The sequence below is a fragment of the Runella sp. genome (genome assembly GCF_027484545.1).
GTDB lineage: Bacteria > Bacteroidota > Bacteroidia > Cytophagales > Spirosomataceae > Runella.
The window spans coordinates 1-19410 of the sequence record NZ_JAIXST010000056.1 but is presented as its reverse complement, the minus strand read 5'-3'; the positions used below and the strand labels follow the sequence as shown (position 1 = coordinate 19410).

Here is a 19410-nt window from a genome sequence, read left to right as displayed (position 1 = left end):
TCATCTACTTGATATCAAATAAAACGCCAAACGAAAAATTACGACGCTCCTGCGGAAACCGGGATGCTCCCACAATATTGTCAGCTTCGCGAATGCCGGGCACAAAATATTCTTTGTTTAATAAATTATAGCTTGTTGCTTGCAACGATACGCCTTTGATGACATCGTGGTAGGTCAAAGCGCCATCCACGATAAAATAAGGGTCAAACAATTGAATCGGGTTTCTGCTGCCATACGTACCCGCGCCAGTTTTGCGAGCTCCTACGTAATGAGAAGTTAAGTTCAACCTCAGGCTTTTAGTAAATTGATAATTAGCCCCGATGTTAAATGAAAAATCGGCGATATCACTGATACGCAAATCGGAAGTTAAATCGAGTGGATTGGTGTAGGTAAAATTGCTCCATACGTTGAGTCTCTCTTTTTGATAATTTGCTTCTGCCTGAATCCCCCAAATCCGCTGACGACCAATGCCTTGAAACTGACTGGTCTTGGTGCCGTTTTCCATTATGACCGAAGCCAGCCCTACCGCATTGCTGTAATTGGCGCGATAGGCCGCAATCGAAATATTTACATCCTTCATAGGCTTGTAATACAAGCTGAATTCTACATTTCGCACTTTTTCGGGTTGCAGGGTCGGGTTGTTTAAGAGTCGGTCGGCCGTAGTAGCGTATTTTTGAAGGTACGAAGCATCTTTGAAGGCTTCGGCATAAATAACCTTAAAAATAAAATTCCCCTTACTGTAAATGGCCGATAATCTGGGGTTTGCTGCCATTCCGTACCCGCCGCTCTTTCTGACGCGGTTATTGTCAACCCGTAATCCACCGACCAAACTGAGCGATTCGGTATAACGATACGTAGCCTGCGCGTAGATTCCTATATCAAAAACCCGGAAATTATTCCCCCCCGGAAAATTAATATTAACCGGCAATCCCAGTTCTTCGGGATTGGGATTGCCCACGCCGGAGGCAACATAATTTCCCTGAATAATACTGTTACGGTATTCTATGCCGCCGTTAATGTCCAAGTTGAGCAAAGGGCTCCAAAGGGCCCTAAATTCGTTTCGAAATTGGTTGGAAACGCGGTAATTATAGGTAGTAGAGTAGGTAGGTCCAGTGCCCGCGGCCAAGTCAGCAATCCCCAGGCCTTTGTTGTAATAACCCCGGTAAGAGGGCAGATTAGTCCCTCCGTCTATTTCGTGCAGGCGGTAAGAGGAAAGGTTAAGAATCTGAAATTTATCATTGATTACTTTGTTATAGGTAACGGCAAAACTTCGGTAATAAGTAATCCACCGAGCCAATTCGGAGGTACTGATTCGGGACAAATTAGTGTACCAAGGCAAAGCGCCTTCGTCGGTTTTCCAGTTCGTAACGGCAATCGTAAATTCCTTAAATTCAATTTTCGTTTTCAGGTACCAATCCTTAGAAAAATCATTGAATTCAACGGGTTGACCAAAGGCAGTGCTGTTAAAAAGTCGATTGTCCAACCCAGCGGCTTTTTCGGCTCCTTTAGCAGTAAGGCGTAACGCGGTTGGAATCCCGTTGGCATATTCGATATTGAATAAATCAGAGTTGGGGTATTTGGTCAGTAATTGGGTACTATTGATGTAATTTACGGCGTCGGTCTCTGTTCTATCCAATCGACTGCCGTAGTCCGTAGGGGTACGTGCATCAAAGTTCCATTCCGGGTATTTCGACAGATTCATTTCATTGGATTCAAACAGGCGCCCGGTGACGGAAACGGCGACATCTTCTTTGATTTTGACAGCTACCGTTCCGTCAAAATACCGAGTGTTCCAGGTGCCGTACCTTGTTTGGCCATTGAACCGAACTTTACTGTTACCATCTATAATCTCCCGGTATTTTTTGGTAATAATGTTAATCACCCCCGTGAAGGCATTATTTCCGTATAGAGTAGAGGCAGGGCCATACACAACCTCGACCCGTTCCACCTCCGAAAGTGGGTATTGGCGCGAAATGGGAATGTTATCCGACGCTAAATCATTTTCTTCCACTCCATCAATAAGCATCAGCATCCGGTCGTTGGAAGTAGAGCGATAGCCCCGGGTGTAGAAATTGGAATAGCCGGGGCCATTGCCTTTGGCAATGTCAAATCCTGATAAATCGTGCAGGAGTTGTTCTAAGTTTTGATACCCGCGTTTGATAAAATCTTTCTCGGTAATAACGATTACCGTGGCCGGAACCTTCAGCACATTTTCCGCCCTTTTGGATACGGATGTAATCTGAACAATGCGTTCCTGAGAATCTTTAATGCGGACAAAAAGCTCCCTGAATTGCGGAGAAGCCAAAAAGTCGGGGTCAAAATTGGGGTTGAGTGTCAAAATATTTTGGATAGCCTCCGCTGCTTGTCGGGTCGAATCCAAGGCCAAATAGGTCATGGCCAATATCTTGTGCGCCTGCACTTTGGCATCGGAAGAGAAGCCGGTTGTTAAACACGGTATCAGAAGTCCAAATACATCATCAAAATTGCCGGTAGCATATTTCTTTTCGGCATCTGGTATGTTCACGGACTCATCGCACGATTGCCCGTACGAAAAAGCCGCTTGAAAACACACCGCCACCGTTACTATTATTCTGAATAATTGTAGATATTTTCCCATGCCACAGGTCATTTTCGTTAAATAGGTTACTTCACCTCTGTCAAAATTTTCGCGTATTCGATATCCTTCCCCACGTATTTATTCCATTCCTCAATCGTCAAATTGCGAGTGATTTTTTTCAAGGCTTCGTTATAAAGATCGCGGATGTTTATATCCCAAAGTCGCACGGTCTTATCGGCTCCGTAGGCAATCAATGTCTTGCTGTCTTTGGTAAATCGCACACCCGTTACCCAATTAGGAAAATCAGCAATGACAATAGGTTGTTGCTGACGGGTGATTTCATCGTAATTGAATAAATGCACCGACCAATCGAAACTGCTCGTGGCCACCAAATCGCCGTTGGGTGAAAAGACAATATCACTCACGGATGAATTGTGACGGCCAACGACCGAAACGCCAGTATGTTCAATTATTTTGTCATTCTCAAAAGACCACAGATAAATGACCCCAGCTACGTTTCCAGTCAGGATTTTTTTACCATCTGGGCTGAAAGCCAACGCCGTTACCCGACTTCCCATGCCGTAGTAATTGTACACTCCTGGCACTTTTTTCAAATCACTCAGATCAAACACCACCACCTTATCTTTGGAACCGCACACCAATTTTTTACCGTCGGGACTCAATTGAGCACAAAACAAATCGAAACCCGTTCTGGCATTCGCCACCGAATCAATACCTCCTCCCGCTACATTCCATGTTCTGATGTTGCCATCTGCACTGACTGAAATAAGTTTAGAATTATCTTTGGTTAAAAGCAGGGAGTTAATGGGACTTTTATGTCCCTTTACCACCGTAGGAGCTGCCGCAGGCTGGTCTACGGACCAACTCAAAATCGAACCCTGAGCACCTCCTGCCAAAAGTTTCCGGCCGTTTTGGGAAAATACCACGGCTCGAAAACCTTCCGTAGATTTGGGCCGACTGTACGTTCGGGGAGTTTGATTGGGAGCGTTTACATCCCAAAGTTTAACAGTAGCGTCTTCACTGCCGGAAGCAAAGAGATTTGCATCGGTTCCTGTTCCAAGCGCTACCGAGCGTACTACGTCAGTATGTTTCCGCAAAATCACCTTGGCATTCGAGCCGGCGGCTTTTGATAACGCATTGAAAATCTCCGGGTTATTTACTTCGCCTTTATTTTTTACGTTGAGGTTATTAGCGTGTAATGCCAGCAATGCAGGTAAACCATCCTGCGTATTTTCGGGCATCTGAAACGACTGAATAGCGATTGAACGCACAATCGCTTTAATTTTTTGTTGATCCGCATCCTTGCGGGCTTCGTCGGCAATGCGTTTTTGGGCTTCCGCTTCATTTTTAGCCTTTTCGGCTTCATCCTTACGTCTTTCCGCCTCATTTTGGGCAGTCACCGCTCTCGTGCGCTGGTTTTCAGCATCCCGTTTGGCATCTTCCGCTCTGATTCGTTGCTCGTTGGCCGTTTGTTGGGCCTGTACCGCTTCCTGTCTTTGGTTCTCGGCTTTCCGCTGTTCCGAAACCGCAATCAGCTTTTGTTCTTCGGTTAATTTTTTCTGAGCTTCCGCAATTTCTTCCTGCTGTTGGGCAATCCGTTTTTGCGAGATAGCCTCTCTTTTCTGTATTTCGGCCTTTTTCTGTTCCGCTAAGGCTATTTGTTCCTTTTCAATGGATTCTTTTTCGCTTTGTTTGGCCTGAGTTCGCAGAATGATGGACACCACCAAAAAAAGCAGGGATAACAAAGAACCGATTCCCAAAAAGACAGCAAACTGACGCCCGCGTTTTACCTCCTTTTTGTGGCGAGCTTCTTTGCTTTGCATCTCAAATTCATATTGGCTGCGGCTGTATTCCAGGTAATTGATGGCGCGTTCAAAGTAGGGATCGTAGCGCATAGCCCATTCTTTGGTAGGGCGATTTTCCTTTAACCACCTCAACCCAATTTGTAATTCGGGGTTAATCCACAGACCAGTTTTACCCTGTTGATACAACCCTGCTGAAAAGCTTAGATTTTTGTACAATCTGGCCGATTCCGACTCTTCGTCTACCCACGTTTTCAAGCGTTTCCACAGGAAAGCAATGCGCTCATGGGTAAGGTCTATGACTGAAGCATCGTGTATGGGAGTTGTGTAAGAAGGTGATAAGAAAGAGGTACCCGCTTCTCTAAACCGGTCGAGTACATCCAGCAGCAAAAACTCAGGAGCACCGGTTACTTTTTTGATATTGGCCAGGGTTGTGGGATTGATTATTCCGACATCACCTGCCCCCAAAATTGTCAATGACTTAAACAGCTTTTCGGTCACTGCTTTTCTTTTGGAATCAAAAATATCTTGATAGATTTCTTCGGCGTGCAGCGAGAGCGCATCAATCATGGTCCCTATCGACTCATAGTCATGCTCGTCAATGGGTTGTTGGGCGGTTTTTGTCGTCTGCCAATGCTCCCACGTGCGCATGAGGGAATGCTGTAAAACAGGCAATTGGTCGGTTTTATCACCAATGTCCACCAACAAACGGTCTACTAAAGATGGCTTTATATCGACACCGATGGTTTCTAAAGGGCCGTTGATGGCCAATACAATTTCGGCGTGATTCATCTTGGGCAACAAAAAATACCCTCGATTGATGGCCTCGGTCAGACCATTATAGTTGGTGCAATAATCCAAATAATCGGACCGCATTGTCAGGGCTGCGTACAGAGGAATGGTACGCTGATGGATCACCCTTACCAGAAATTCAATAAAAAGGACGGTTTCGTCACGGTCTGATTTGAAAGTAGCCTCCTTTTGTTGGTACCGGAAAATCTCTTCAAATTGGTCAATGACAAGCAACACGTTTTTGTCGCTCAGCATTCCGAACACTTTACTGATTCCGTCAAAATCGTCAAAAAGCAACGATTCGATATTAGCGGTAATTTCGGGAGAAGAAGCGCCAATAGTATACTTTGTGATGTAGTCCGTAAAGGCACTCACCAAGTTTTTTATGGGTTCTCCTCCCGGTTTGAATATCAAAATATGCCAGCCCTGTAAATCTGTGTTTTCCAGTTGATACTTGTCAAGTGAAGGCACTAAGCCTGCTTTGACTAACGAAGATTTACCGCTACCCGAAGAGCCAATAATTGCCAAAAACCTTGAAACGCTTAGTTTTTTCCTTAATTTTTTGACGTGACTTTCTCTCCCAAAGAACAAATTCGCATCATTGGAGTCAAAACTTCTCAGTCCCGGAAAAGGATTAACATACGGTCGCTTGGTAGCCATATTCATAAAAACAGTCATTTAGCAGCCCTTCCAACAGGTTAGGGGCTCTTAATATCTACCTCGAAAATATTCCGATTCCGATTATTGATGTATTCGTACGAAAACTCACTTACCCCGTTGATGGTCAAATAGATACCCAGCCCCCCAATCGGTCTTTCTTCGAGAGGTAGGTCAAAGTCTTCTTCGTCGGGAAGTTCGCGGGTTGTGGGGTCAAACGGAGCTGCGTCATCTTCAAACACTACCTTGAGGCGATTGTCCGAAACTTCGGTTAGTACATCAATAAAACCCTCTAAACCCGCCTTTTCGTAGCCGTACAAAATAATATTGGTGGCAATTTCATCCACTGCTAATATCAAATTATAGGTAGCTTTCTTATCTAATCCCGCTTGTTGGGATACATCTTTGACGTACTGCCGAAGCGGGTCCAGCGAGTCAACGGTTGCGGGAAATGTTTTTAATTCCATTTGCATAAAGACAAAGTACGAACGTGAGTTCATTTGGTTATTACCTTGTAATAGCGAATTTCGCGCTCCTCGAATGGGTTAAGCTGGGTATTGGTCCACAATGTTCACACTGTGTTGCAATCCCGTTTTTTCGAGGGTATCTACAATGGCTTCCTGCGGCTTCACCACGTAGATAGTAAGTCCTACCCCCATTTTTTGCTTCGAGAAAATCAACACCCGCAATCCTGCCGACGACATAAAAGCCAAGTGTTCCATATCCAGGACCAGTTCAGTAGGCGACTGAAGCGCTACTTTTTCGATTTCTTTTTGAAAAACCCGAGCCGATAACGAATCGAGTTCGCCCGACAAGGTAATTTTAGCTACTTTATCGACTACTTCAGAGTTTATTGTAAAATCCATGTTATAAAGTGTTTTTATGTTGAGATTGAATCAATTTATTTGGCGACCAGTACAACTACTGACCGGGCTCCTACAAAAAAGCCGGATTGGTCTTCGAGCAAAGGCTCTTCTCCGATCAAATGAATATCCTGCGAATTAGTCATGTCCGTATTGGCAAATACGTGCCATTTGCTGCCGTCTGCCAAGATGGGTAATTCGAAGTGTAACGACTCCCAGTACATATTCATGGCTACGTAAATGGTTTCGTCACGAATCGTACCTCCTTTGGCGTGGTTTCCGCAAAGCATAAAGGCCAACGTGCGGCTCTCTGCTGACCAATCGGGTCTCCAGGCCAAGGTGCCGTGGAAACTGATGTCGGGAAATCCACTGCCTACGTAGTCATAATGACGGAAATGGTTGGCACTTCGCAACACGGGGTGAGCGCGTCTGAATCGCAGAATCTGCTGTGCATAGTGGAACAGGTCAGGATTGCTTTGCAGCAAAGACCAATTCAGCCAGTTCCATTCCGTATCCTGACAATAGGTATTATTATTACCGTGTTGGGTATGGCCCATTTCGTCGCCCATCAAAATCATAGGCACGCCTTGACTGACCATCAAAATTGTGAGGGCATTCTTGACTTGCTTATGCCGCAGAAAATTGACTTCCGGATCGTCAGTTTCGCCTTCCCATCCGGAGTTCCAGGAATTGTTGTCGTTAGCTCCGTCGTTATTATTTTCGCCGTTGGCTTCGTTATGTTTATCGTTGTAGGCAAACATATCGTACAGCGTAAATCCATCGTGACAGGCCACAAAGTTGATACTGGCGGTGGGCCCGCGCAACGAATACAAATCCGGTGAACCCTGAACACGCTGCGCCATTTCTCCTATCATGCCGGGGTCTCCCTTCAGATAGCGACGCACGGTATCGCGGTATTTTCCGTTCCATTCAGCCCAACGGCCATACGCCGGAAAAGAACCTACCTGATACAACCCGCCCGCATCCCACGCTTCGGCAATCAGCTTACACTTAGCCAAAATGGGATCATACGCCAAAGATTCCAACAAAGGCGGATTGCTCAACGGGCTACCGTCCTGGGCGCGCCCAAGAATAGCGGCCAAGTCAAAGCGAAAACCATCAATGTGGTAATCTGAAGCCCAGTAGCGAAGGCAGTCAAGTACCATATTCCGTACCACGGGGTGGTTACAGTTCAACGTATTACCGGTTCCCGAGAAGTTAAAATAATAGCCTTCGGGCGTCAGCATGTAGTACGTTTTGTTATCAATTCCCCGAAACGAAATGGTATGTCCTCGGTGGTCGCCTTCGGCGGTGTGGTTGAATACCACGTCCAAAAACACTTCAATCCCGTTTTTATGGAGCTCCTTGATGAGCGTTTTCAACTCATCCACCTGCATTCCAAACTTTCCGGTAGCCGCGTACCCTGCTTTGGGCGAGAAAAAGTTAACCGTGCTGTAGCCCCAATAATTCACCAACAATTCGCCCGTTATCGGGTTGGTACGACTGTTTTCCCACTCGTCAAATTCATAGATCGGCATGAGCTCAATGCAATTGATACCCAGCGATTTAAGATAAGGGATTTTACTGCGAATCCCACTGAATGTTCCGGCATTCTTGGTTTCGGCCGAGGGGTGGCTCGTAAAACCCCGAACGTGCATTTCGTAAATGGACAGGTCTTCAATAGGGGTTTCGAGCGGGTGGTCGTTTTCCCAGTCGAAATCTTCGAAGGCCAAACGGGAACGGTACGGATACACATCGTCCCAGTTGGGTTGAGCTCGCCACGTATCGCGGCCACCCAGTACTTTGGCGTACGGGTCGCTCAGGATAACATCTTTGTTGAACCGATATCCTTCTTCAGGTTTGAATGGGCCATCCATTCGATAGCCGTATTCAAGTCGCTCAAAATCAAGATCAAATACCGTCATGCAAAATACATCACCTATTCGAAATTCATCAGGAAACGGAATTTCGGCATAAGGTTCCGGAGCGCCGCGTTCAAACAGTACCAACGTGCAGGAAATGGCAGCGCTTGAATACACGCTGAAATTAACACCGTTGGGTACCATCGTCGCACCAAATGGCAGGGGATGTCCGCGTCTGAATTTAATCCCCTCAAACTCATGGGTAGGGTAATAATCAATCCGTATATCTGCCATATTTTTAGCTTTTTAACGTTTGTATCCCCTCTTCGATGGTTCCGACGATAATAAAGAAGTTGATAAAACCGGTGTTCGACATAACTTCCTGAATCTCTTCCGATACTCCTACGAGCACTACTTTACCGCTTTGGACCTTGATTTGACGATAAATCATCAAAAGTACCCGCAAGCCGGCACTGGAAAGAAATTCAACTTTGCTCAGGTCAATGATGACCTGCCCTTGATTTTTGATGGAGGCCAACGCGGCCTTCTCAAACTCGGGAGCAGTTTTGCTGTCAATGTTGCCTTCGACCTCAATGACAGCAATACTCTCAATAATATTTTCTGCTACTTTCATAGTGATAGTGTATTTTACTTAGGACTAATGAGGACTTTTACCCGAACGCGCTCTGTCGTTTGAGGTAGAGTCACGGTCAAGGCACTCGCGTCAAAATCAGTGTAAGGCACATCGTCAATGTAGCACTCACTGATATATACACTATCTTTTGGAAGGATATCAGGAGAAACAAACAGCTTGTTGTCTTTGAAACCGTTTGGATACGGCTTAAAGTAGAAATAGGTAGGCTGCTTGGTAATGAGCAGGTTGGTGTACACTGCCGAAAGGAAACACAACTCCGTGCTGTGGTACGCGCTCATGGAGTGACTTCCTTTAAAGCGCTCTGTTCCAAGCAAGTACGGCATTCCGTTACCAAAGACGTTGAAATAAACCCCGCCATCGTCCGTATCGAGGAAGAATGCGTTGTAGAACGCCGCTGACTCACGGGCGTATTTGAGGTATTCATCGTCTTTGAGAATACCGTGTAAAATCATGTAAGCGAGAATGGCCTGTTCCTGTTGCCACCATGCTTTGCGGTCATGCCATACAAACTGGTGGTGTCCATTAGTTTTGGTAGCGCGTTCCACTACGTCATACCAACCGCCGCGTTGTGGGTCAGAACCGGCTTCCGGCATCAATTCAGCAATTTTTTTGGCAAATTCGAGGTACGAATCTTTCGGAACCAACGATTGCATCCGCATCAGGTTCCACGCAATTTTGAGGTTGTGACCTACTACCGCGCGGTTTTGTTGCCATCCCCACGTTTGGTCTTTGCTCCAATCCTCAAAGAATTTCTCCTGAACAAACGGACTATTTTCGTAGTCGGGGAAATATTTTGTAATGGTATCGAAGGTATATTCTAAGAAATCAGCGTATTTCTGCTCGCCCGTGGCTAAGTACAGATTGATAAGGTATGCCGGTGCGTGGTCACCTACGGAGTTCCAGTTTTTACGGGCGCGGTTGTGAGCCAACGACTCGGCGCGCGGGTCGAGCGTGATGGGGTCGATGTGGGAGAAATAACCTTCCTGCTCGTTGTCTTTGAAGTATTTCTCAAACAGTTCGATGGTTTTTTCAATGTCCCACATAATGCGCGGATCTCCCGTCAGACGGTAGGTCTGAGTAGGACCGGCAAGCGCATAAATTTGTTCGTACATCGGCAAAGAATCCCAGTCATCCCCAAATTCAGAGGTCAACAATTTGGTTTCTTTTTCTCCCTCTACTTTCATACCATGGTACCAATACACGAGGTCGGCATCCTGGTCATAAAAACGCATGTGGTCGCGGAGGTATTCCGTTCCTAATTCAGCTCCTTCCAAAAACCCTTCGTTCCCCGTAATCATATAGGCTGATGCAAAGCCGTAGATCATCCGTGAGATAGTATCTGTTTCCTGTAGGTAATCTCCTTTTTTAGAACCCGCCAAATGCAGCATGGTCCGGTAGTTCTTGTAATTAATTTCTTCCTGTGGGTAGTTAAACTGCCATTTCAGGTAGCTACTGGCAATGGAAGAAATTTGATTGATCCACCAGTCCTGCGCTTCGTGACGGTATTCGAGCGGAGCCGTACTTGGAAAGATGATCCATTGTACTTCAAAGACAGTTTCCCCTCCGTCGGTAGCCGGATAAAAGGTACCGTATGAATACACAAACTGTCCTGGCTTTGCCAATAAATCGTTCATTACTCCCGAGGCATCTTGGTAAGGCTCTTCCAAATTACGGAAAGTACGGGCGTAAGTAGAGGGAATCAAATTGACTTTGAACACCCGTTTATCGGAAGTTTCAACGGTATACCAGCGTTCGGCCGAATTATATTCTATTACATACCCAGCAAGGGTGTCGGAGAAAGTAAAATCAAGTTTCATGAATTCGAATGGTTATTAAAAGGTTTAAATTGTATAGAAACAGATAGTACTTAGATTTTAGTATTCAGTATTTAGACAGCAATTAAACAGCTGTTTTACAACGAGTTAGTCAACTATTTCATTCTAAATACCAAATACTTACTACTAAATACTGCTTTGTGCTTATCCTTGACCTTATTGGTCAACATATCCTTGGGTGATTTCGATAATATTACCTTCGGGGTCTTTGACCCAGGCAGTTTTCCAACCCGGAATAAAATCGTCAAACTTCAAAGGTCCGAGCGTAATGACGGCGTCTTCGCCCATTTCGGCCAGTTTGGCATCTACGTCATCGACAGAAAACGCCAAGTGCCGAAACCCGGGATAATGAGGGCCATCTCCTTCGGCGAGCGGCACGGGGCGTTCTTGGTCGGGCGGAAATACTTCAAAGTAAAAATTGCCCGCGTCTTTCAAGAAAACCAGCTCTTTTCCCTCTCCCAACGAAATGGTACGCGCCCGACTAAATCCAAAGTATTTTGCGTAAAAATTTTCAAAAGCACTCAGATCTTTTACCGTAACGGCCACGTGAAAAAATGATGTTTGGAGCATAATCAGGCGTGGTTTTAAGCTTGTTCAGACAAAATTTCGATGATTTTTTTAGCAAAGAGGTGTGCATGTCCTCCCGAGCGTCCCGTCACCAAGTCACCGTCCACCACCACATCTTCGTTGGTATAAATGGCACCGTAGGCTTTGGCATCGCCGATGAGGTTGTTATGACAAACCAATTTGCGGCCTTTCACCAATTCGGCAGCCGGAGCCACCAGCCACAAGCCGTGGCAGATGATTCCTTTTAATACGGTTGGTTCGGCAAATACGCGCTTCAGGAATTCGGTCGCCGGCGGGATTTTCTCCACATCTTCCGTGTACCGAAGGCGGTCTGAAACCATGCCCGACGGTACGATGATAGCCGAATAGCTGCGAAGTTCTTCGTCACTCATGTTTTCAAAACTCTCCCAACAATCCATCGGCACTTTGTACTCGTGCCCATGGAATGTGATTTTGTCCTGTCCCCACAAACGCGTCAGAAAATGAATGTCAGCTCCTTCTTCCGGAAATCGGTATTTGTAATAAAATATTTCGTTTTCGTAATAATCAGCCTCAAAAAGAATCCCGATTTTTTTACCCTTGAGTTTCATAAGGTGTTGATTTAAATTACGAAAGAACTTCTACCAATTTTTGGCCAAAAGCAATAGATGATTCCACCGACAGGGCGGTCACAAACGGATGGTCGTAGTTCACTTGAGGTTTGTTGCGATTGGCACCCGGATCAGAATAGACACGACCATTGGGTCCTACCGCATCTTCCACGATGACCAACAGTGGGAAAGCAAATCCCTGAGTTACAATATTTGTACCCGCATTGCCTTCTTTTGCCCGTACCAACGGATAATCCATTAATCCGGTAAAATCCCATTCGCGCGGGTGTGCCACAATTTTTTTGCCGTAAATAATACTGCGGTGCAACGTATCGCTTTCGCGTGCCCACACAAACGCTCCTACGGCATAGCAGAGTGCGCCTAAAATCTTGCCCTGCTCGTACGCAGTTACGCACAGCTTATGTACATGCGGATTTCCCACAATATCAAGTGCCGAACCCGGGCCTCCGACAATCACCAACGAGTCATAATCTGACATGACCGCGTCTTCAATTTTGATGGGGCTATCCCACTCACCGGTGTCGAGGATTTCATTGCAGCGGTCAACCACTTCAGGAGGGTTCACGTTATAATTTTGCATTGGATCCACAAATCCTTTGTCCATGCTCAAAACCAACGGCAACGGAGTGACGCCAAATGGAGTTGCTAATGTAAGTTCAAATCCTGTTTTTTTAAGGGCATCCCAAGGGGCTTGCAATTCTTCTGCCCAAAGGCCGACATTGGAAGCCAAAATCAAAACTTTCTTGCTCATAATGCTCGTTTTTTATCTTTTTAGACTGTATTTAATTGAAATGATTGAGGAGTTTTTACTTGAGTCCAGAATAGTGACGGAAAATTTTGCCATCTTTCATGTAGAGGGCATCATATACTTTTGAAGGACCATTGGCAGTATTAATGGTGGCTTCCAAAAAGATGCTGTCTTCGGTGATAGCGAGTTTTTCGGTCGAGACAAATCCGCGGTAGATGTAGGTGAGGTAATCGCCCAATTGCTTTACCAATGCTTCTTTCCCTCTTAAAACAATGGGTTCTTTGGCTACGTGTAAAATCATGACAGCGTCATCGTGGTAGTCGTGATCCACCAAAACGTTAACATCATTGTCTGCCAACAATTTAAGGTGGTTGTCGTAAAATTCACGGTTGGTCATAGTGGTCTGTATTTAGAGTTTCATTATTGATTTTTTGAGTAAAACTTTAATCAGATGACGCAGATATGCCTCGTGAATAGCCGGTTCACTTTGGAATGTAAGCACTTCGTCTTCCAATTTTTCAAGAGCTGCCTCTACCTGATCTGAGGTAATGGAAGCTCCCAGCAGAACACTCTCCACTTTTTCGAGGCGTACCGGAGTATCCGTACTGCCCGTCAAAACGATTCGAATGTCGGATACTGTACCTGCTGTTTTTTCAAGCGCTACCGCCACTCCGCAGATGGTTCGTCCGCCGCCTAAAAAACTCATCTTTTCATAAGCAGACACACCTGCACCGGGAGCCGGGATATGTATTGCTCGAATCAGTTCTCCCTGTACCAAACTTTTCACCCCTCCTAATTGGTAAAAAGTAGCAATGGGTACGAAGTGCTCAGCAGTCGCATCGGCCACCACCAATTGGGCATCAAGGGCCAACAGGGCCGCTAAAACATGCCCGTGGAGATTACCGCCGAAGTAAAAGGCGCCTCCAATGGTGCTGTTGTTGGACACGTGCGGGTCGCCGACAGCTGCCAATGCCTGGCTCAGAACAGGATAACCGCTGATTGCCTGCTCTTTAGCTAAATCGGCGTACGTTGTTGTGGCACCGATTACTAAGTGAGTTTGTTCTTGCACGACCTTACTGAAATCCGGAATATTTTTGAGGCTTACGACAGCTTTGGGACTGAGGTAGCCTTTTTTCAGTTGGCTTACAAATGCCTGGTCTCCCACCAGTACTTGAGAGCCGCTTTGCTGGATAAGTCTGAATACTTCGTCCAAGGAGTTGGGTGAGATGTATTCAAACGGGGTGATTGTCATGGTGAATTGAATAAAAAAGGTTTTAGGCCGAATAAATGACTTGCCAGATCTTTTCGGGGGTTACGGGCATATCTATGTGTTCAACTCCGTATTCAGACAAGGCATCACAGATTGCATTGACCATCGCAGGAGCTACGGGGGGATTGCTCACATCACCGGCCCCCTTGGCACCCAACGGGTTAGACGGCGACGGTGTTTCGGTTCGGTAAAGTTCCATCTTAGGAATCCAATTGGAACGTGCAATGGAATAGGTGTCAAAATCATCGGTCAATACCTGCGCCGTCTCGGGTGAGTAGCGGGTTTCTTCGGCCAATGCCTGACTGATTCCGAGCAGGATGTTTCCGTAGGATTGTCCGCGTACCACTTCCGGATTTACTACCACACCGAAGTCATTCACCGCCACGTAGTTCACCAAATCCACCACACAGGTATCTTTGTCGATTTCTACAATGGCGACGTGGGTTCCAAACGGGAAGTTGAAGTTTTTTGGGTCGAAATAAGCCGTTCCTTCCAACCCTGGCGACATACCTTCGGGAAGGTCCCAACCAAACCAAAGCATCAAAGCGACCGTTTGAAGGGTCATGACGGCCTGCTCGGGAGCAGGAATTCCGATCACTTTTCCATCTTTGTATTCGATGAGGTCAAGCGGCATTTTGAACAGATACGCCGCATACTCGCGTGCCTTTTGAATCATCATTTGACAGGCTTTCTGAACTGCAGCTCCCTCTACACTCAGGGAGCGACTTCCGTAACTGGCCTGTCCGTAATACAGCGGCAATTCGGTATCAGAATGCTGAATGGTGATGTAGTCCATCGGAATTTGCAACTCTGCCGCCGCAATCTGAGCAAAAGTGGTGTCCTGCATCTGTCCGTGCGGTTGAGCACCCGTGGTGATGGCTACTTCGCCCGAAGGAGCAATGTGGATATAGGAACTTCCCCACGTACCGCTCATTAAACCTTCGCCTCCCATTTTGGCGGAATTACCAACCCCCGCTACGGCTACATACGAGCCAATACCCAGCCCCAGCAACTTGTTGCGCGTTTTGGCTTCGGCCTTCATTTCAGCCAATTTTGAATAATTGGCTTTCTCCAGGGCCATGTTGAGTGCCTGCTCGTAGTTGCCGGAATCGTAAGTCCATCCCAAACCGTTTTCGTAAGGAAACTGGTCGTTTTGAACCATATTTTTTCGTCTTACTTCTGCTGAGTCCATGCCGATTTCCCGCGAAAAACGTTCAATGGCACGTTCAATCAAAAAGATAGCTTCTGCCCTACCCGACCCTCTCATCGGAGCCGTAGGCACTTTGTTAGTATACACCACGCTGACCTCGTACGATGCCTTCGGAATGGCATACGCTCCCGTAATACTCCTACCTATCAATGCCAGTGGCTGACCGGGTGCGTTGATAACCGGGTAAGCACCCACGTTACTGAACGCGCGGCAACTGAGGGCGGTGATTTTACCGTCTTTCGTTCCTGCGATTTTTACATATTGAACCTGATCACGGGATTGAGCCGTGTTGCGGGAAAAACCGGCGCGGGTATCTATCCATTTCACAGGGCGACCCAGTTCCCGGGCCATCCACAATACGAGCGGAGTATCCGGATACAGGTTCCCTTTGCAACCGTTACTTTCACCAATGTAGGGAACCACCACGCGTAATTTGTTATAAGGAATCCCCAACACATAGAGCGAAATCAGCAACCGGTGCGGATACGGAATCTGCGTATTGGTCCAAAGCGTGTGCTGATTGGTAGCCGGATCGTGTTGAGCCAATACCCCGCGCACTTCCAACGTGTTGTGCATCATCCGCTGGTTATAAATCCGCTGTTCTACTACCACTTCAGACTCGTCAATGGCTTTATCTACAGCTTCTTTATCTCCAAATATGGTATGAATCATCAAGTTATTCGGAGCCGTTTCGTGCAAAAGCGGAGCGCCCTCTTTCAGAGCTTCTTCGGGGTCTAAAACCACCGGCAGGGCTTCGTATTCGACTTTTATTTTGTCCAGCGCGTCATAAGCCTGCTGACGGGTTTCGGCCACAACCGCAGCCAATTGATCGCCTGCAAAACGCGCCCGGTCTTTGGCAAATACAGTGTGCGACCCCGGAACGATGCCCGAAGGGTGCGGTAAAAAGTGGCTTTCGGCAAACGGCGGCACCCAGATGACGGGCATCGGCATAATCTGTTGCGTATCTTTCCATGTAAACACCCGAACTACCCCGGGCATTGCCTCCGCTTCAGATGTATCAATGCTGAGGATATTTGCGTGTCCATGTGGACTTTGCAGGATAGCTGCGTGCAACATACCCGGCAACGACATATCTGCAATAAATTCCGCGCTTCCCGTAACGAGTTCTTTCGTTTTTCGGGTCTGTTGTGCTTTTCCAATCAATGACGGGCCGGTATCTTCCTTGGCAGGTGCTTCTTCGCCACGGATGGCAGCCGCGGCCGCCTGTACGGCTTCCACTACCTGCTGATAGCCGGTTTCCCGCGTCAGGTTACCTTGAAGCCATTCTTTGATCTCGTCCTCCGTTGGATCGGGATTGAGACCCAACAGTTCAACGGCCGCCATGATGGCTCCCGGGGTAGAGAAACCGTTTTGTACCGCATAATTGTCCCAAAATGCCTGTTGCAGCGGATGCAACTCCCCTCCCTGGGCCAAGCCTTCAATGGTTGTAACTTCGCTGCCGGCCGCTTCAAGTGCCAAGACTTGGCAGCTTTTAGTCGCTTTTCCGTTGACAAGGACGGTACACGTCCCGCACATACCGGAATTACAACCCACTTTTGTTCCTGTCAACTGAGCGGAATCACGCAGGTAATCTACCAACAACGTACGCGGCTCTACCTCACTGACGTATTCTTTTCCGTTAATTTTAATACTTAAGTCCATATAGTTAAAGCAGTCTTGTTATGTCAAATTGTGGGAAAACTCAATTAGGCCAGCGAACCATCCGGGTGCTGAACCATTCCTGCAAAGTGGATAGCAATCCTGCCGTCTCGCAAAACCCAGCTATCGGCAAAGCGCATTTGACTAACTCCGTCTTTGGTAGTCATCGTAATCTGCTCGGTGATCATGAGCGTTTCGGGGTCTTCGGTTTCAGCCCAAAAAACAATGTCGGACTCTAAGCCGTCAATGCCCAAAATGCCCTGCATGTGTTCATTTACCTGCTCGCGCCCTTTGTAAATGACCGGCGTTTTCATGAAGCTGCTGATGAGAAGTGCATCGTCCGTGTATTGGTCAAGAAGAGCTTCTATATTCTTATCCAAAATGTGTTGAATATGCTCACGGTACATATTCCCCAGTTTAGTATCAGGTACGTTTTTCATGAGGTTGGTAATAGAGGTTCACTGTTTGATTTAACAATTGATTTACTGAGGCTTGAATGTAAACAGCATAAAATCGGACATCCAAAGGGCCATGGTAAGGCCATAGTTTGGATACTCAGCCATAATGCTGTTACGCAGGTCATCACCCCGAAGCCCCTCGGCTATCTTTTGTTTGGCAAACGTCAAATAGCCAATCATAATCGGAAAGACCGATGGATCGGTAGGGTCGCCGTGGCCGGGTACAACATGCTCATACCCTTTGGGTTCAAACGATTTCAAGGCCGCAATCCAGTTGTCAAAGCAATAATCTCCCGATTGGGTTCTCTCCCCAAAATAGCCGTAGCAATTGTGGTAAACGAGGTCTTGTACCAACAGGATTTTTTGCTCGGGCAGCTCCACGACCATATTCACGGGACATTCCGTTTCGTACACTTTTATCAAATTGATGGTCACACCGTCGAAGTCAAACGCTCCCTCTTCCACTGCCTCCGTAGGAAGCACTTTATTAGTAGGGATGGCATCCGGCTGATCGGGGTGCATGGTACGGTGGAAGTTCAAAAAATAATCGGCCATCGCATTGATGATTCCAATCACTTGCGGAAAGGCCGCAATATGAGCTCCCTCAAATGAAGCCGCCCCAATCCAGTGGTCCGGGTGATGATGGGTAATAAGAATACGCTCCAGAGGTTTGCCGAGACTTTCGATATAGGTCCGTAATTCGTCGGCGTGAGGTTTTAAGAGTAGGGTATCAATAAGTAACAGCTTATTGGGAGTTTCTATGATCTGGGCATTGGCTATTTCCCCCGATTCAGGAGCCTGAACGCAGTGAATAGTGACCGGTCTACTCTCTACTTTTTTAACGGTAATAAATTCTAAGTTCATCTGATAGTAGGATTATAGCGTTGCCGATCCTTCGTAATATTTCAAATCACCAACGATATATTTGGTAATCAATACCGAATCGTCGGGTCCTGCTTTTACTTCCCACGTTTGGTAAGCATCCAGCGTAATACGCTTGCTGTAGGCTTCCGGTGCATTCCATACACTGGCTTCCCACTTTACGATTACATCTACCACGGCTGTATCACCGTTGATGGTGGCTTCTGCCTTCTTAACGGTATGTACTTCGTCGAAAAAAATGCGGATAACGCGCTGAAACCATCCTTCAAAACCGGCATAGCCATAGACGGTAACTTCGGGAAAAACCATCTCCAACCCATCATCAATCAACATGGGTAATAATTCAACCATCGGCGCGTGTACGTCTAGTTTTCTGTACCAGTCTACTGCGAGTTTTTCAATTGATTCTTGCGTGAGCATATACGTGTGAGTTTTATGTATTGTTTTCAGTCTTTTTCGTTTAATGAGAGCAATTGGTTTTTACCCAATCCGGCTTATAATCGCCTTCCAGTACCAAATCAATCAGGAAGGGTTCGTCATCGGCGAGCATTCGCTCAATGGCGGGTAGAATATCCTCTTCTTTTTCAACCCGAACGGCGTTTACTCCGATCGATTGAGCCAAAAGGTCGAACCGAATGGCAGGATATGACAAATCAAAAGGCAACGGATAGGGATGCTGTTCAATGTTGCGTTCTTTCCAGTACACGTCAATGTTGAGTTGAAGCAATTTATACGAACCATTGTTGCAAACCACGAACTTTGCCCCGGCTTTGTGTCTTACCGCCGACCAAAGCGTTTGAATGGTGTACATACTTCCTCCATCGCCCGAAAAACCAATCACGGTTTTGTCTAAATTGGCGAGTTTGACCCCAATGGCTCCTGGAAAACCGACGCCTAAAGAGCCGCCTCGGGTCACGAAGTAATTCCCAGCCTGACGTGGCGGAATATAGCGTGTAATGGC

General features: G+C 46.7%; 17 protein-coding genes. All 17 read right to left on the bottom strand.

Going from position 1 to position 19410, the window contains the following annotated elements:
* Positions 1-4 precede the first annotated feature (4 nt).
* Positions 5-2617, bottom strand: coding sequence for a TonB-dependent siderophore receptor (locus Q0081_RS05160; RefSeq protein ID WP_298350038.1), 2613 nt, complete (start codon positions 2615-2617; stop codon positions 5-7).
* Positions 2618-2643: 26 nt separating this feature from the next.
* The gene (locus Q0081_RS05155) at positions 2644-5838 is read right to left on the bottom strand and encodes a WD40 repeat domain-containing protein (protein WP_298350037.1); all 3195 of its coding nucleotides are present in this window, start codon (positions 5836-5838) and stop codon (positions 2644-2646) included.
* A gap of 32 nt (positions 5839-5870) precedes the next feature.
* Positions 5871-6329, bottom strand: coding sequence for an ATP-binding protein (locus Q0081_RS05150; protein WP_298350035.1), 459 nt, complete (start codon positions 6327-6329; stop codon positions 5871-5873).
* A gap of 45 nt (positions 6330-6374) precedes the next feature.
* Positions 6375-6695: an anti-sigma factor antagonist gene (locus Q0081_RS05145; protein WP_298350034.1), complete on the bottom strand. Its 321-nt coding sequence runs from the start codon at positions 6693-6695 to the stop codon at positions 6375-6377.
* A gap of 35 nt (positions 6696-6730) precedes the next feature.
* A complete protein-coding gene (gene glgX / locus Q0081_RS05140) occupies positions 6731-8848 on the bottom strand; it encodes a glycogen debranching protein GlgX (protein ID WP_298350033.1) in 2118 nt (705 codons plus the stop codon).
* A gap of 4 nt (positions 8849-8852) precedes the next feature.
* Positions 8853-9188: an STAS domain-containing protein gene (locus tag Q0081_RS05135; RefSeq protein WP_298350032.1), complete on the bottom strand. Its 336-nt coding sequence runs from the start codon at positions 9186-9188 to the stop codon at positions 8853-8855.
* A gap of 14 nt (positions 9189-9202) precedes the next feature.
* Positions 9203-11026: an AGE family epimerase/isomerase gene (locus Q0081_RS05130; protein WP_298350031.1), complete on the bottom strand. Its 1824-nt coding sequence runs from the start codon at positions 11024-11026 to the stop codon at positions 9203-9205.
* Between the two features lie 174 nt (positions 11027-11200).
* The gene (locus tag Q0081_RS05125) at positions 11201-11614 is read right to left on the bottom strand and encodes a VOC family protein (protein WP_298350030.1); all 414 of its coding nucleotides are present in this window, start codon (positions 11612-11614) and stop codon (positions 11201-11203) included.
* A 14-nt stretch (positions 11615-11628) separates the two neighbouring features.
* Entirely contained in the window at positions 11629-12201 is a 573-nt protein-coding gene (locus tag Q0081_RS05120) for a DJ-1/PfpI family protein (protein ID WP_298350028.1), read from the bottom strand.
* Positions 12202-12217: 16 nt separating this feature from the next.
* Positions 12218-12973 (bottom strand): DJ-1/PfpI family protein, encoded by a 756-nt coding sequence (locus tag Q0081_RS05115; protein ID WP_298350027.1) that lies wholly within the window; start codon positions 12971-12973, stop codon positions 12218-12220.
* A 55-nt stretch (positions 12974-13028) separates the two neighbouring features.
* Positions 13029-13367 (bottom strand): hypothetical protein, encoded by a 339-nt coding sequence (locus tag Q0081_RS05110; RefSeq protein ID WP_298350025.1) that lies wholly within the window; start codon positions 13365-13367, stop codon positions 13029-13031.
* Between the two features lie 12 nt (positions 13368-13379).
* Positions 13380-14222: a xanthine dehydrogenase family protein subunit M gene (locus Q0081_RS05105; RefSeq protein WP_298350024.1), complete on the bottom strand. Its 843-nt coding sequence runs from the start codon at positions 14220-14222 to the stop codon at positions 13380-13382.
* A gap of 22 nt (positions 14223-14244) precedes the next feature.
* A complete protein-coding gene (locus Q0081_RS05100) occupies positions 14245-17112 on the bottom strand; it encodes a molybdopterin-dependent oxidoreductase (protein WP_298350022.1) in 2868 nt (955 codons plus the stop codon).
* 44 nt (positions 17113-17156) lie between these two features.
* The gene (locus tag Q0081_RS05095; protein WP_298350020.1) at positions 17157-17549 is read right to left on the bottom strand and encodes a nuclear transport factor 2 family protein; all 393 of its coding nucleotides are present in this window, start codon (positions 17547-17549) and stop codon (positions 17157-17159) included.
* Positions 17550-17591: 42 nt separating this feature from the next.
* The gene (locus tag Q0081_RS05090) at positions 17592-18431 is read right to left on the bottom strand and encodes an MBL fold metallo-hydrolase (protein WP_298350018.1); all 840 of its coding nucleotides are present in this window, start codon (positions 18429-18431) and stop codon (positions 17592-17594) included.
* Positions 18432-18443: 12 nt separating this feature from the next.
* Complete coding sequence (locus Q0081_RS05085) at positions 18444-18869, bottom strand: hypothetical protein (protein ID WP_298350016.1); 426 nt, start codon at positions 18867-18869, stop codon at positions 18444-18446.
* Positions 18870-18909: 40 nt separating this feature from the next.
* Positions 18910-19410: thiamine pyrophosphate-dependent enzyme (locus tag Q0081_RS05080; RefSeq protein WP_298350014.1), on the bottom strand; the 501-nt coding region annotated here is incomplete at its 5' end.